Source organism: Pseudomonas medicaginis (genome assembly GCF_965119365.1).
In the GTDB taxonomy this organism is placed as follows: domain Bacteria; phylum Pseudomonadota; class Gammaproteobacteria; order Pseudomonadales; family Pseudomonadaceae; genus Aquipseudomonas.
The window spans coordinates 2,602,527-2,618,195 of record NZ_OZ221631.1 but is presented as its reverse complement, the minus strand read 5'-3'; the positions used below and the strand labels follow the sequence as shown (position 1 = coordinate 2,618,195).

The following is a 15,669-nucleotide window of genomic DNA, read 5'->3' as shown; positions in this document are numbered from 1 at the left end:
GAGCGAGCCTGCTCGCGATGGGGCTGGTCTTGGCAACCTCAGCCCAAGGCGCGTCCATGCAATGGACCGGCATCCGTGACGGCAGCCTGTACCTGCAAACCGACCGCCAGGACACTGTCACCGTACGCTGGGTGCCCGCCTGGCAAGCCGAGGCCAATGTCGAACACCTGTATCTGCTCGACGGCCAGGGACGATTGGCGGGTGAGCGCCTGGTCAAGGCGGATCAGCCCCGTGGTGAACAGCAATGGCCGCTGCCGCCGGGTGCCGCCAATTATCGCCTGGAAATTCCCGGCTACAGCTTCCGTCGCTACTCCGTCGAGCACGACGCGCGCACCCGCGCCCTGTTTGCACCGGCAAAGGTGCATTTCAATGCCGAAACCCACGACGGCGACGAGCTGTATTTCAAGGTAGCGGCTGGCGAACAGGCGGTGCTGGCAGGCAAGTTCCACGGCGGCGTACGGGCGCTGCAAGCCCGGCGCGTCAGCGACGGCAAGCAGTTGCAACTGAACCTCAAGCCATACCGGGCTTATTGGCAGTTCGATCAGGTCGCCCTGCCGATGGCTGATGTCGAACAAATCTGGCGCTTGCATCTGCAGGGCAACGGCAAGGCCGCGTTCTGGCTGGACGGCACCGCCAACCTGTTCGCCCAGGACCCGGCGCAGCTGCTGCCACTGCGCCAGGATCCGGGGCAGACCCACCTGAAACTGTACAACGAGACGCTCGGCACGACCCCCAAGCTGGGCGTCGCCCTGCCCTACGAATTATTGCCGCCGTCCAGCTACGCCGTGCTCGATACGCTCAAACCCCAGGCGGCAACCCTTTACAGCTTCGTCGATATCACGGCGGCCAGGGGCACTTATGAAGATGCCTTCCGACGCTTGTACCAGGACCGCTTCGCTATCAGCCATAACTTCACCCTGTTGGCCGCCAGCCAGCGCCGGTCCGATCTAAAGCCCGACCGGACCAGTCACAGCGGCTTGCAAGCCTGGCTCACGTCGACCCGCGCCTTGGGCGGCAAAGGCCTCCATTACCTCAGTTTTGCCGATGAGCCGAACCTCAATTACCCAGACTTCGCCAGTTTCCAGCAAATGTTCCAGAGCATGGCTGCCCAGGTCCGCGCCGATCCTGCCAACGCGCGTGCCGGTGTCCGCATCGCCATGCCGGCCAGCTCCCAGTTCACCAACGGCCCCTTAATCGAAAATGCCGCTGACAAGCGTGGGATCGACTGGGCACGGCGCCTGCTGGCGACGTCCGACGACCAGATCGACGCCCTGGCCTGGCATGAATGGATGATCCGCGACCTGCTGGCGACCCGGGTCTACCGCGACAGTGTCCGTCAGGCCGCCAACCTGGTGGGACTGGACAGCCAGGGTCGGCCGCGCAAGGCCTTGCTGTTGGACCAGACCAACATGTCCAGCGGCTCGAGTCTCAGCCCTTACGATCAGGAAACCCATTACGCCGCCCTGTGGTGGACGTCGGTGGCCATTAACGCCTCGGCCGATGGCTGGCTGGACATGCTCAACTGGTTCATGGCCGCCGACGAACCGGAGTACCCCAAAGGCATGGTGCGAGTACTGGACGATCAGCGCTTCGAGCTAAAGCCCGTGGGCCTGGCCCAGCAGTTCATTCAGCAACACTGGCTCGATCAGGTGCTGCGCCTGGACAACGATGCTTTTGAAGTCGACGTACTGGCCATGGCCACCGGCAAGCAACGCAGTCTGCTGGGCGTGAACAAAAGCACGCGAGCCCATCAGGTCAGCCTCGACAGCACGGCCTGCCCCCAGCCAGACATGACCCTGATGTATTTCGGCCAAGACAACCGCAGCCACAGCGCTCCGTTTGATTGCAAGTCTGGCCAGGTCGGTTTTCTCCTGCCGGGGGAAACCGTGTTCGCCCTCAGTTGGACAGCTCCCTTCTCTCCCAACCCTGCCGCTCGTCAGGAGGCACCATGAACGCTCTGCAAACATTGCGTGATCGCATTCAGAAAAAAGGACTGCACGCCGTTCTAAAGCAGCTATGCAGACGCTACGTATTTTCCCACACCCGACTGGTGTGGCTGGAGCATGATATACGGACCCCGCTCCCCCCACACACCCTCAAGCCGTACCCACCGATGCGCCTGGAGTTCATCACGGTCAGCAATGCCGATGCTTTTGCCCGGCACTTCGGCGACCGTGTCGAAACCATGCGCGAGTTGGCGGCCGAGGGCTACACAGGCTTGATGTATCTGGATGATCAGGGCGACACCGTGGGCTTCGCCTGGGCCAGTACACGGGACTATTTCGATCGCCATTTCTACCGCTGCAACTTTCCGATCAAGCCTGGCGAGTACTTTCAGTTCGGTGGCGAGGCGATTCGTGAATACTGGGGCACCAGTATCTCGGCGGACATGCAGTTGGAGGTGTGGAAAGTCATGGCGGACCACGGTTGCAACACAATGGTCGATGTCTGCGATTTGCAAAACATCCAAGCGATCAAGATGCATATCCGCATGGGCTTCCAGGAGCGCGGGCAGATCACCCACCTATACCGTTTGCTCGGTCATTGGCGGCTCCTGCGCAATACGTCTTACACCGGCACGGTACTGGACGCGTTTCGCAAACCGGCCCAGCCGACTGCCTCGACTTCGGCGGCCTGATCCCCATGACGATCCGGTTCCAATGGTGCCGCTCACTGAGCGCGGAGGATTTTCCTGTATCAGCTTATGAACAGCTGCTGACCCAGGTGGCCGACGCAACACCGTTCAATACCCTGGCCTGGCTGCAAGCGGCGGAATTCGCCCTGTTGCCCGAGCAGCAATTGCATATTCTGCTGGGCTGGCAGGACCAGACCTTGTGCCTGTGCCTGCCCCTGATATCAGGACTCGAGCCTATCGTCGGGCTGCGGTTCCGGGTGTTGCATCACTTGGGTTTTCCAATGGCAGACCGCATCGCCCTGCTGGCGCGCCTGGACGCCGAAGACATGGTCCAGGCGCTGATGCAGATCCGTCAGCACTTGCCTCACGCGTTGCTGCAATTGAATGAAGTGATCGAGCCGGTCGGAGAGCAAAGCGTCCTCAGCGCCTGGATGGCGCTGAGCTCAACCGGGGAGCGGCGGCTCAGTTGCCGGGTTCCGGTGCACCTGATCAACGACAGTGACCGTCAAGAGATATCCGGCGATCCACGCTACAAATTGCGCCGGGCGCGCAAGCGGATCGCCGCTTGCGGTGCCGAAATCCGTCGAGTGACGCCGGACGCCATCAGCATCGGACAGCTGTTGCGAGCCCTGGCCGACGTCGAGACCGCCAGCTGGAAAGGTGAGGAAGGTGTCGGCATCTTCGCCGACCCCAGGCGCCGACAATGGATGAATCACGCCTTCACCGCCCTCGCCGCCCAAGGCCTGGTGCGGGTGGTGCTACTGGAGCTGAACGGCGAATGCATCAGCTATCGCCTCGGCCTCCTGGACCAGGGCCGACTGTACGACTACAACCTGGCGTTCCTGCCGCAGCACGCCGACCTGGGCAGCGGCCGGGTATTGCTCGAGGAGTGGATTCGTTGGGGGTTGGACGAGAACTGGCGCTGGATCGATGCATCACGGGTCAGCCTGGAGAACTCCAGCCATCAGTTACACGAACGCATGACCGGCCAACTGGAGCATTGGCGCTGGAGTTTTTATTCCTGGCAGCCCGGTGGCTTGCTCCTGGGATCGGCCTTGCGACTATGGAAAAGCTTGAAGCCATGGCTTGGCAAACGCCGGACCAAACCGACCGCGACGACAGCATCGTCCTCCCCCAGAGAACCGGCAGAACGCCAATGCCTCGTCGAGTGATCGTCAACGTTGACGATGTCGGGCCCGCCTTAGCGAAACGTACTGCACAAGCGCCTGGCGGGCGTTCAAGGACTAAGGCCCACCCCCACCAGCGAGGCACGGCGATCGATGACCTAAAGCGCGCTTCAGACGAATGACAACCCGAAATCCCTGCGCCGCTTCCTGGGAATCTGCTACAAGGCATCTTCGGTTTCCAGTCGCGGATTCATCAATGTCTTCACTCTTGTTTTCTGGCCTGAAACGACGCTGGTTGGCCTGGCTGTGCATGGGCGCACTCGTGGTGGGCCTGCCGGTGGGCTGCGGGGTGTTGCAGCACAAGGAGCGGGAACTGGTCTTTCGCATCGAGCCGGGGACGGCGAGCTGGTTCAGTGGGCTGCCCAGCGGTGTGCAGGCGTTCGATCTCAAGCCAAAAAGCTTCAAGGCCGGGGAGAATATCCACGGCTGGTGGTGGCCGGCCGAACGCGAGAACGCGCCGGCCATCTTGTACTTGCATGGTGTGCGCTGGAATTTGACCGGCCAATTGTTTCGTATCCAGCAACTGCGGGCACTGGGCTATTCGGTCCTGGCCATCGACTACCGCGGCTTTGGCAAAAGCCATGGGGACCTGCCATCGGAAGCCAGCGTCTACGAAGATGCACGCATCGCCTGGGAGCGTCTCAAAACCTTGCAACCAGACCCAAGCCTGCGGCTGATCTATGGTCACTCCCTGGGCGGCGCCGTCGCGGTGGACCTCGCTGCGCAGCTCGGTCAGCAGGCAGCGAAGGATGGCAAAGCCCAGGTCCGAGGCCTGGTGATCGAATCCACCTTCACCTCCCTGGGGGATGTCGCCACCGCGATGGCCAATACGTCCCTGCCGGTGCGCTGGTTGCTGTCGCAGAAGTTCGATTCCATCGACAAGATCGGCGAGATCAACATGCCGTTGCTGATTGTCCATGGCGCCGCCGACCGCTACGTGCCGCCACGGTTCAGCGAGCAACTGTACAACGCCGCCCGGGAACCCAAGCGCCTGTTGCTGGTGCCTGGGGCCACGCATAACAACAGCATGAGCCTGGCGGGCAAAAACTACCGGCAGGCGTTGGATGCACTGATGAAAAGCGCGCCCATCCCCGTGGCCGGAAACGCCACCACCGGTCCGGCCAAAGCGGGCTGAGCCACGGCAATATCCACGTCCCTCCTGTGGGAAGCGGTGGGTCAGTCATGGAAATGTTGAGTGTGCCGCCGCCATCGCGAGCAAGCTCGCTCCCACAGCTGAGAACACCTCGAAAAACTGTGGGAGCGAGCTTGCTCGCGATGGCGGAGGGTCAGGCGACGATGAACCGTCAGGATCCCGCGCCAAACCGGTCACGGCTATTGGTCAGGTGCAGCCACATGGCGGCGCGGGCGGCGTCCGGGTCCTGGCGCTTGATGGCGTTGAAGATCGCCTCGTGCTCAAGGCTGGCCCACTGCGCCAGCTTGCTTAAATCCGCCTGGCCACGCTCGGCCACGTTCACTCGGGTCCTGGGGATCATCGCACTGCCCAGGTGCTGCATGATTTCGACAAAACAGGCGTTGCCCGTGGCTTCGGCGATCAGCAGATGGAAACGCCGGTCGGCTTCGACACAGCTGTCGTTGTTGTTGGACAAGCGCTGGTAGTCATCCAGCGCCTGGCGCATCTGCTGCAGTTGGTGTTCGCTGCGGCGCTGGGCCGCCAAGGCGACTGCCTGGGTTTCCAAGCCCAGGCGCAGCTCCAGGATCGCCCGCACTCCGGCCGCGGTGTCGACGTTCAGTCGCAGCCCCGGCTCGCCGGTTTGCGCCAGCACGAAGGTGCCGATGCCGTGGCGGGTCTCCACCAGCCCCGAAGCCTGCAACTTGGAAATCGCCTCGCGCACCACCGTCCGGCTGACGCCGTGGGCCTGCACGATGGAGCCTTCCGAGGGCAGCTTCTCGCCCGGCTTCAACTGCCCCAGCAGGATGCTCTGGCTCAGCTTCGCCACCAGGTCGTGTGCCAGGTTGTGGGTACGCTTGCGCAGAGGGGCTTCGGTGTCTTGCGGCATCGCCGGGGTTCCTTGAAGACAGGCTGAGGGATCGTATCACCCGCAAGCGCCAAATATCTCATCAATACGCCCTCAACTTGTATGACAACACTCAAGGGAAGGCCATTTCGGACAAAATCATTATTCAAACAGCACGGCTTCCCTCGGGCCAAAAAGACGCTGATTGACATTAAGCCAATTGAAAAATCCCGGCAATCATTGAATTAAACCGCTTATCACCCTCTCCGACCCTGCTGAAAAACAGCTTGTCATTCGAAAAATTCGAGTTGTATGATGTCTATCAACATCAGCACCTGCACGATGCCCCGCATAACAATAACGAGTGGGAGAAAAACCAGTGAACACATCCAACCTCAAGGCGAATACCGGAGCCGATTCGGTGGCGACCCTTTCAGAAACCAGCAAAGCCCCGATCATCACCAGCATGCAGGTCGTGCCCGTGGCCGGCCATGACGGCATGCTGCTGAACCTCAGCGGCGCCCATGGCCCGTTCTTCACCCGCAACATCGTCATTCTCAAGGACAACGCCGGCCACACCGGCGTGGGCGAAGTGCCCGGCGGCGAGCGCATTCGCCAGACCCTCGAAGACGCTCGTTCGCTGGTGGTCGGCAGCCCCATCGGCACCTACCAGAAGATCCTCAACACCGTACGCCACGCTTTCGCCGACCGCGACGCCGGCGGTCGCGGCTTGCAGACCTTCGACCTGCGCATCACCATCCACGCCGTCACCGGCCTGGAAGCGGCCTTGCTGGACCTGCTCGGCCAGCACCTGGACGTACCGGTGGCAGCCCTGCTCGGCGAAGGCCAGCAGCGCGATGAAGTGAAGATGCTCGGTTACCTGTTTTATGTCGGTGATCGCCAACAGACCGACCTGCCCTATCGCAGCGAACCGGACGCCGACAACGACTGGTTCCGCGTGCGCCACGAAAAGGCCCTGGACGCCGACGCGGTGGTCCGCCTGGCGGAAGCGGCGCAGGCCCACTATGGCTTCCGGGACTTCAAGCTCAAGGGCGGCGTGCTTCAAGGCGACGCAGAGATCGAAGCGGTCACGGCGCTGGCCGAGCGCTTTCCCCAAGCGCGCATCACCCTGGACCCGAACGGCGCCTGGTCACTCAAGGAAGCCATTCGTTTGTGCCGCGACCAGCACAAGGTGCTGGCCTATGCCGAAGACCCTTGCGGTGCCGAAAATGGCTATTCCGGGCGCGAAGTGATGGCCGAGTTCCGCCGCGCCACGGGCCTCAGGACCGCGACCAACATGATCGCCACCGACTGGCGCGAGATGGGTCACGCCATCACCTTGCAGTCCGTGGACATCCCCCTGGCCGACCCACACTTCTGGACCATGCAGGGTTCCGTGCGCGTGGCGCAGATGTGCAATGAGTGGGGCCTGACCTGGGGTTCGCATTCCAACAACCACTTCGACATTTCCCTGGCGATGTTCACCCACGTGGCCGCCGCCGCACCGGGCGACATCACGGCCATCGACACCCACTGGATCTGGCAGGACGGCCAGCGCCTGACCAAGGCGCCGTTGCAGATTCAGGGCGGCTGCGTGCAAGTGCCGAAAAAACCGGGGTTGGGGATCGAGCTGGACACCGACCAACTGGCCAAGGCCCATGAGCTGTACAAAGGCATGGGCCTTGGGGCACGGGACGATGCGGTGGCGATGCAGTTCCTGATTCCAGGCTGGACCTTCAACAACAAACAGCCGTGCCTGGTGCGCTGAAGGAATCACAAAAGTCCTTCAGGTGAGCACATCCATGTGGGAGCGGGCTTGCTCGCGAAGAGGGCCTGACAGTCAGCATCGATGTTGACCGTCAGACCGCTTTCGCGAGCAAGCCCGCTCCCACATTGGAACTGCGGTGATCTTTGATTCTGTAACCGCCACAGTTGTCCTCTATGTAACCCCTAACCCTCCGGCCGCAGGATCAGCACTGCCAACGGCGGCAGGTTGAGTTCCAGGGACAAGGCCTGGCCATGGCTGGGCACTTCCTCGGTAGGGGCTCCTCCGCCATTGCCATAGTTGGAACCGGCGTAGGTGTCGGCATCGCTGTTGAGCAATTCGACCCAGCGCCCGCCGAACGGCACGCCGACCCGGTAGGCCTCGCGCGGCACCGGGGTGAAGTTGGCGACCACCAGCACCGGCCGGCCCTCCTTGCTCCAGCGCAGCCAGGCGTAGACGCTGTTGAGGGCATCGTCGCCAATCAGCCACTGGAACCCCTGGGGCGCGTCATCCTGGTCGTGCAACGCCGGTTCTTCGCGGTACAGCCGGTTCAGGTCGCTCACCAACTTCTGCACGCCCCGGTGCTCAGGGTATTGCAGCAGGTACCAATCCAACTGCTGGTCGTGGTTCCACTCGCGCCATTGGCCGAACTCACAGCCCATGAACAACAGTTTCTTGCCGGGATGGCCCCACATGAAGCTGAGGTAAGCCCTGAGGTTGGCGAATTTCTGCCAGCGGTCGCCGGGCATCTTGTCGATCAGCGAACGTTTGCCATGGACCACTTCGTCGTGGGAAATCGGCAGGACGAAACGCTCGGACCAGGCATACACCAGGCCGAAGCTCAGTTCGTTATGGTGATGGGCACGGTACACGGGATCCTGCTGGATATAGTGCAGCGAATCGTGCATCCAGCCCATGTTCCACTTGTAGGCGAAACCCAGGCCGCCCTGCTGGGTGCTCTGGCTGACCCCCGGCCAGGCCGTGGACTCTTCGGCGATGACCAGTGCCCCCGGTGTTTCCAGCGCCACGACGTCGTTGAGGTGCCGCAGGAAATCGATGGCTTCGAGGTTTTCCCGCCCGCCGTGACGGTTGGGCACCCACTCGCCGGCCTTGCGCGAATAGTCGCGATACAACATCGAGGCAACGGCGTCCACCCGCAGGCCGTCGACGTGGAAATGCTTGAGCCAGTGCAGTGCCGACGCCAGCATGAAGCCGTGCACTTCGGTGCGGCCCAGGTTGTAGATCAGCGTGTCCCAATCTTGGTGGAAACCCTCCAGTGGGTTGCCGTACTCGTACAGCGCAGTGCCGTCGAACTGGGCCAGGCCGTGGGTGTCGGTGGGGAAATGCGCCGGCACCCAGTCGAGGATGACCCCGATATTGGCCTGGTGGCAGGCGTTGACGAACACGGCGAAATCGTCCGGCGAACCAAAGCGTGCCGTTGGCGCGAATTGCGACAGCGGCTGATAGCCCCAGGAACCACCGAACGGGTGTTCCATGATCGGCATCAGCTCGATGTGGGTGAAGCCCAAATCCTTGACGTACGGAATCAGCCGCTCGGCCATCTCGTGCCAGTTATATTGCCGGGCCACCTCCCCCGCCTCGTCGGTTTCGCACTGCCAAGAGCCGGCGTGCAACTCATAGATCGACAACGGCGCGCCCGGTAGCTGGCGCTCGCGACGGTGCTGCATCCACTCGTCGTCCTGCCACTCGATCTTCAGGGGTGAGGCGACTTTCGACGCCGTGTCTGGCGGCATCTGCGTGGCCAGGGCCACTGGGTCGGCCTTGAGCGGCAAGATGCCGTGGGCGCCGAGGATTTCATATTTGTAACCCTCACCGGCACCCAGCCTGGGGATGAAGATCTCCCATACGCCGGACGGATAACGGATGCGCATCGGATGCCGACGCCCGTCCCAGACGTTGAAATCCCCGACCACTGAAACGCGCCGGGCATTCGGCGCCCAGACCGCGAAGCGCACGCCGTCGACACCATCGACGGTGGTCAGTTGCGCACCTAGGCAGGAACTGAGGTCGCGGTGATTGCCCTCGGCAAACAGGTAAAGGTCCATCTCCCCCAGCAACGGACCGAAGCTGTAGGGGTCTTCGGCAACCTGCTCGCCGCCGGCCCAGCGAGTGCGCAGCAAATACGCCTGGGCATGGTCGAAATGGCCGACGAACAATCCCGGGGTTTCGGTGAGTTGCAGCTCCCCGAGCTCTTCGCCGCCCTCCCGGGCCAGCACATGCACGCTCAGGGCACCGGGCAGGTAGGCGCGGATGAACTGGCCGCCAGCGCCATCGCCATGGGGCCCCAGGATGGAAAACGGATCGTGATGTTCGGCGCGTACCAGCGCGTCGATGTCATGGGGCGCCGGCAGCAAGGATTCCTTGGCCTGCCCCTGGGGTTCTTTGTTCGAGACACTCATGATTCTCTCCACTAAATCGGTCCGGCTACGTCGGAAAAGGGTTGCAGCCCACTCAACAACCCGACCAGACCGTGCAGCGGCACGGGCAGCCAGGTGGGGCGATTCTCGGCTTCATAGGCCACTTCATAGGCCGCCTTCTCCAGGCCGAACAACGCCAGCGCGGCGTCTTCGCCTTCAGCATCCTTCCACTCATGGGCAAGACTAGCTGCCGCCAGCCGATATGCCTCGACAAATGCCTGGCGAGCCTCTTTCAAATAACGATCGGCGACCCGTTGCCGCGCCGCATCGGCATCGGCCGTGCTGTCGACGGTGTGCAAGTGAACCGCCATGGCCGCCGCATAATCGAAGGAGCGCAACACACCGCTGACGTCCTTGTACGGGCTGTGCTTGCCCCGCCGTTCATGCAATGGCCGCGCCGGCTCACCTTCGAAGTCGATCAGGTAGGCGTCGCCCTTGATCACCAAGACCTGGCCCAGGTGCAGGTCGCCATGGACGCGGATGCGCAAGCCGCCGGCGGCCTTGCCGGCCAGTTCCTGGACGTGGGCCAGGACGGTTTTCTTGTGTTCCAGCAAGCGTGCGACCATGGCCTGGTCGGCGGGGTTCAATTGGCCTTGGTTCTGCTTGAGCAGGCGCAAGGCGTTTTCCACTTGGGCGGCCACGTCCTTGCCGATGGCCTGGGCTTCCTTGGCGTTGGTAGTCTGCGGCGCAAAGTCCGGATCGTCGGTGGCCCGGGCCAGCACCTGGTGCATTTCCCCCAGGCGCTGGCCGAGCATGCCGGCGAAATCCTTCAGTTCGCCCAGGGCGTTGTAATGTTGCTCCTGCTCGGACACGGCGTCCGCCAGCTCATCGCGCAAGGCGCGCTCGAGGTTGTTCTGGGTCCACTCCCAGGCATCGCCCTGATTGCTCAGGTAGCCTTGGGCAATCATCAGCAGGGCATCCTCGCCCTGGGCGTCGCGGCGAACCACCGAACCCAGCAGCGGTGAAATATTGCTGAAACCCGCTGCGGTCAGGTAGGCACTCATTTCCAGTTCCGGGTGCACACCCGAAGCGACCTTGCGGATCAGTTTGAGCACGAGGCTGCCCCCCACCACCACCGAACTGTTGGACTGTTCGGCGGACAGGTAGCGCACCTCCGGCTCGTCTCCCAGGTTCAGCGCGGCCAGGCCTTCGGTGGGCTCGAAGCGCAATTCACCTTCGGCGAACGGCAGTACCGTGGCGGCCTGCATGCTCTGCAGCACGGCGCGCACGAAGCTTTCCAGGCTGAATGCATCGGTGATCAAGCCCACCTGGCGCACCCGACGTACCCGCGACAAGGCCAGTTGCTGCGGCAACGCCGCACCGACCTGGTCTTCGGCGAGCAGGCCGAACGGCAGTTGATACCGCAGAGTCTGGCCGCCGCTGGTGACATCGATTTCGCTGAGCAGCACCGGGTGCTGCGGATCGCCGAAGCGCACCCCATAGACAATGTCGACCTTCTCGATCGCACTGTCCTTGCCGGCGAACCAGCGCCGGTTCTGCAGCCAGCTTGGCAGGATGGTTTGCTCCAGCGTGGTGCGCGACGGCGCTTCGAGCAATTCTTCCAGGCGTTTCTTCAGTACCAGGGTGGTGAAGTCCGGCAGGCTCTGGGCCGGCTCCACGTGCCAGCTCGGCATCTGGTTTTCTGCTGCCAGGGCGAACCAATAGAAGCCGTAGGGCGCCAGGGTCAGCAGGAAATTCAACTGACCGATGGGCGGGAAGGCATTGCCGCCGAGCATCTCCACCGGGACCATGCCGGCGTAGGCCGACAGGTCCAGCTCGGCGGCCTGGGCGCTGCGGGATACGTTGGCCACGCACAGGATGATCTCGTGCTTGCCGTCGGGTCCGGTGTATTCGCGGGTATAGGCCAGGATCCGGCGGTTGCTGGGCGAGAGCATTTTCAACGTGCCACGGCCAAAGGCCTTGGACTGCTTGCGCACCGCCAGCATCCGCCGCGTCCAGTTGAGCAGCGAGTGAGGGTCGCCCGCCTGGGTCTCGACGTTGACCGACTGGTAGCCGTATTGCGGGTCCATGATCGGTGGCAGGACCAGGCTGGCCGGGTCGGCGCGGGAGAAGCCGCCATTGCGGTCGATGGACCACTGCATCGGCGTACGCACGCCATCGCGGTCGCCCAGGTAGATGTTGTCGCCCATGCCGATTTCATCGCCGTAGTACAACGTTGGCGTGCCGGGCATCGACAGCAGCAGACTGTTGAGCAGCTCGACGCGACGACGGTCGCGCTCCACCAGCGGCGCCAGGCGCCGGCGAATGCCCAGGTTGATGCGCGCCCGACGGTCGGCCGCGTAGTAGTTCCACAGGTAGTCGCGCTCCTTGTCAGTGACCATCTCCAGGGTCAGTTCATCGTGGTTGCGCAGGAAAATCGCCCACTGGCAATTGGCGGGGATCTCGGGGGTCTGGCGCAGGATGTCGGTGATCGGGAAACGATCTTCCTGGGCCAGGGCCATGTACATGCGCGGCATCAGCGGGAAATGGAAAGCCATGTGGCATTCGTCGCCGTTCAGCCCCTGGGCGTCGACATCGCCGAAGTACAACTGGGTGTCTTCCGGCCACTGGTTGGCTTCGGCCAGCAACATGCGGTCGGGGTAGTTGGCGTCGATCTCGGCGCGGATCAACTTCAGGACATCATGGGTCTCGGGCAGGTTTTCGTTGTTGGTGCCGTCGCGCTCGATCAGGTACGGGATGGCGTCCAGGCGCAGGCCGTCGATGCCCATGTCCAGCCAGTAGCGCATCACCGACAACACGGCCTTGATGACCTGCGGGTTGTCGAAGTTGAGGTCGGGCTGGTGGGAGTAGAAACGATGCCAGAAGTACTGGCCCGCCACCGGGTCCCAGGTCCAGTTGGACTTCTCGGTGTCGAGAAAAATGATTCGCGTGCCGTCGTACTTGTGGTCGTCATCGGACCAGACGTAGAAATCCCGCGCCTTCGAACCCGGCTTGGCCTTGCGCGCACGCTGGAACCAGGGGTGCTGGTCCGAGGTGTGGTTGATGACCAGTTCGGTGATGACCCGCAGGTTGCGTTTGTGGGCCTCGGCAATGAACCGCCGTGCATCGGCCATGGTGCCGTAGTCGGCGCTGACGCCACGGTATTCGGCGATGTCATAACCGTCGTCGCGCCGGGGAGAAGGATAGAACGGCAGCAACCAGATGGTGTTGACGCCCAGGTCGGCAATGTAGTCGAGCTTCTCGATCAGGCCGGGAAAGTCGCCGATTCCGTCGTTATTGGAGTCGTAATAGGATTTAACGTGGACCTGGTAAATCACCGCATCCTTGTACCAGAGCGGGTCTTTGATGAAGGTGGCAGACCGGGGTTTCTTCGCCATTTGCAACTCCTGATAAATTCAATAAAGCCGCGGGAGACAGGCTTGTGAGGTCTTTTTGTGTTGTGAGGCCTGCGCTTTGTGGGAGCAACGCGTGCTCGCGATGCAGGCACCTCGATTCCTCAGGGAGACCGCGCCCTCTTCATCGCGGGCAAGACTTGCTCCCACAGCGTCACGCCACGCTGATCCGCCAGATTCCGAACGGCTGGTGCGCCGGGTCAATCCGCATGAACTGGTACTTGCCGTACCAGGTCCAGCGGTGTCCGTTCATCAGATCTTCGCCCTGGGTCTGGGCATCGTCGGGCAGGCCCATTTCCCATAGCGGCAATTCGAAACTGGCTTCCTGGGGGTTGTGCGGATCAAGGCTCACCGCCACCAGGATGAAATTGCTGCCATCGGCTGTGCGCTTGCCGAAATAGAGAATGTTGTCGTTCCAGGCGTTGTAGATTTTCAGGCCCAGGTGGGTATGCAGCGCCGGGTTCTGCCGGCGGATGCGGTTGAGCTGGGCGATCTCGGCAATGATGTTGCCCGGCGCGGTGTAGTCCCGGGGACGGATCTCGTACTTCTCCGAGTTGAGGTATTCCTCCTTGCCGGGTACCGGGGCCGACTCGCACAGCTCGAAGCCTGAATACATGCCCCACAGGCCTGAGCCCATGGTGGCCAGCGCCGCGCGGATCAAGAAGCCCGGGCGCCCCGATTGATGAAGAAAGGCCGGGTTGATGTCTGGCGTGTTGACGAAAAAGTTCGGCCGATAGCATTCACGCCAAGGCGACTCGTTGAGCTCGCTGAAGTAGGTTGCCAGCTCGGCCTTGGTGTTGCGCCAAGTGAAATAGGTGTAGCTCTGGGAATAACCGACCTTGCCCAAGCGCGCCATCATTGCCGGGGTGGTAAATGCTTCGGCCAGGAAGATCACTTCGGGGTATTGGGCCCGGACATCGGCGATCAGCCATTGCCAGAACGGCAGCGGCTTGGTGTGAGGGTTGTCGACGCGGAATATCTTCACGCCCTCCTTGACCCAACCCACCACGATGTCCCGCAACTCCACCCACAGGCTGGGAATCGCATCGGCCGCGTAGAAGTCGACGTTGACGATGTCCTGGTATTTCTTCGGCGGATTCTCCGCGTATTTGATCGTGCCGTCCGGCCGCCAGCTGAACCAGCCCGGGTGCTGCTTGAGCCAGGGGTGGTCCTGGGAACACTGGATCGCGAAGTCCAACGCGATCTCCAGGCCGTGGTCAGCGGCCGCCGCCACCAGGCGCCGGAAGTCCTCGCGGCTGCCCAATTGCGGGTGAATGGCTTCGTGCCCGCCCTCTTCGCTGCCGATGGCATAGGGGCTGCCCGGGTCGTCGGGACCGGCGGTGAGGGAATTGTTCGGGCCTTTGCGGAAACTGCGGCCAATGGGGTGGATCGGCGGGAAGTAGAGTACGTCGAAGCCCATGTCCTGGATCACCGCCAGGCGCGAATGCACGTCGTTGAACGTGCCATGGCGCTGGGGATCATCGGTGATCGAGCGAGGAAACAGCTCGTACCAACTGGCAAACTCAGACAGCTTGCGCTCCACATCCAGCGGGTATTCGGGGCTTATGCTCAAGTAAGGTCGATGATCGGCCAGGGACATCAGGTCGGCACTGCGTGGGGCCAGGAACAGCGCGACCTGTTCAGTCGGCAGCAGGCCGGAGAGTTCGTGGTGCAAGGCCGCCAGTTGCTCGCTCAGTTCACCGGTGCTGCGCTCGACGGCCATTTGCACCTGGTTGCGCCCTTCCTGCAACTCCAGGCTGATGGGCACCCCCGCAGCGAATTTCTTCTCCAGCTCGTAGCGGAAACTGGCGAACTGATCGATCCAGGCCTCGATGCAAAAGACATAACGGCCTTGCTCCGGCACATTGAACTGGCCGCGCCAGCCGTTATTGCCCAAATCGCTCATGACCTCGCTGTTCCACACGTCATCCTGCAACGATCGCCAGCGAATACGCACCGCCAGCTTGTCGTGACCGTCGGCGAACACTTTGCAGGTCACCGTCACGTCCTGCCCGGCCACGGCCTTGGCGGCGAATTGCCCGCCGTCGATCACCGGCATGGGGTTTTCAATCGCAATGCGCGGCAACAACAAGGCTTGAGACAACGGTAAATGCGGGTTGTAGGCCAAGTCAGATGGGTGTTCAGCAGTCATCGAGCATCACTCCTTTTACGCCCCATGGACGCGCTTGTGGCGGTAAAGGCCCAACGGGTCCTCGAAAAAAACTCACTTAAACTCCGAACCGGGACAACGGTTAAAAGTTCAGCGGGATTTGCCCTCGATGCATCCGGGATCAAACCCGAAACACGGTGGTCAA

9 protein-coding genes are annotated in these 15,669 nt (G+C 62.3%); 5 read left to right on the top strand and 4 right to left on the bottom strand.

What is annotated here, in order from left to right; genetic code table 11:
• Positions 1-17 precede the first annotated feature (17 nt).
• The 4 genes from ACMTA2_RS11640 (at position 18) to ACMTA2_RS11625 (ending at position 4,957) form a co-directional block, all read left to right on the top strand.
• Positions 18-1,952: a hypothetical protein gene (locus tag ACMTA2_RS11640; RefSeq protein WP_413795636.1), complete on the top strand. Its 1,935-nt coding sequence runs from the start codon at positions 18-20 to the stop codon at positions 1,950-1,952.
• Complete coding sequence (locus ACMTA2_RS11635) at positions 1,949-2,638, top strand: GNAT family N-acetyltransferase (RefSeq protein ID WP_413794955.1); 690 nt, start codon at positions 1,949-1,951, stop codon at positions 2,636-2,638. Before ACMTA2_RS11640 ends, ACMTA2_RS11635 begins: the two co-directional genes overlap by 4 nt.
• 5 nt (positions 2,639-2,643) lie before the next feature.
• On the top strand, positions 2,644-3,807 hold the full coding sequence (locus ACMTA2_RS11630) for a GNAT family N-acetyltransferase (RefSeq protein ID WP_413794954.1): 1,164 nt from the start codon (positions 2,644-2,646) through the stop codon (positions 3,805-3,807).
• Between the two features lie 211 nt (positions 3,808-4,018).
• Positions 4,019-4,957, top strand: a complete 939-nt coding sequence (locus ACMTA2_RS11625) for an alpha/beta hydrolase (RefSeq protein WP_413794953.1) — start codon at positions 4,019-4,021, stop codon at positions 4,955-4,957.
• A 169-nt stretch (positions 4,958-5,126) separates the two neighbouring features.
• Here ACMTA2_RS11625 and ACMTA2_RS11620 read toward each other — a convergent pair whose 3' ends face one another.
• On the bottom strand, positions 5,127-5,840 hold the full coding sequence (locus ACMTA2_RS11620; protein ID WP_413794952.1) for a FadR/GntR family transcriptional regulator: 714 nt from the start codon (positions 5,838-5,840) through the stop codon (positions 5,127-5,129).
• 379 nt (positions 5,841-6,219) lie between these two features.
• Between ACMTA2_RS11620 and gudD the strand changes: the two genes are divergently transcribed.
• Complete coding sequence (gene gudD / locus ACMTA2_RS11615) at positions 6,220-7,566, top strand: glucarate dehydratase (protein WP_413795635.1); 1,347 nt, start codon at positions 6,220-6,222, stop codon at positions 7,564-7,566.
• 182 nt (positions 7,567-7,748) lie between these two features.
• On the opposite strand, the gene glgB is transcribed toward gudD, so the two are convergent.
• The 3 genes from glgB to ACMTA2_RS11600 form a co-directional block, all read right to left on the bottom strand.
• Positions 7,749-9,983, bottom strand: a complete 2,235-nt coding sequence (gene glgB, locus ACMTA2_RS11610) for a 1,4-alpha-glucan branching protein GlgB (protein WP_413794951.1) — start codon at positions 9,981-9,983, stop codon at positions 7,749-7,751.
• An 11-nt stretch (positions 9,984-9,994) separates the two neighbouring features.
• Entirely contained in the window at positions 9,995-13,339 is a 3,345-nt protein-coding gene (gene treS, locus ACMTA2_RS11605; RefSeq protein ID WP_413794950.1) for a maltose alpha-D-glucosyltransferase, read from the bottom strand.
• A gap of 169 nt (positions 13,340-13,508) precedes the next feature.
• On the bottom strand, positions 13,509-15,506 hold the full coding sequence (locus ACMTA2_RS11600; RefSeq protein WP_413794949.1) for an alpha-1,4-glucan--maltose-1-phosphate maltosyltransferase: 1,998 nt from the start codon (positions 15,504-15,506) through the stop codon (positions 13,509-13,511).
• Between the last annotated feature and the right edge of the window lie 163 nt (positions 15,507-15,669).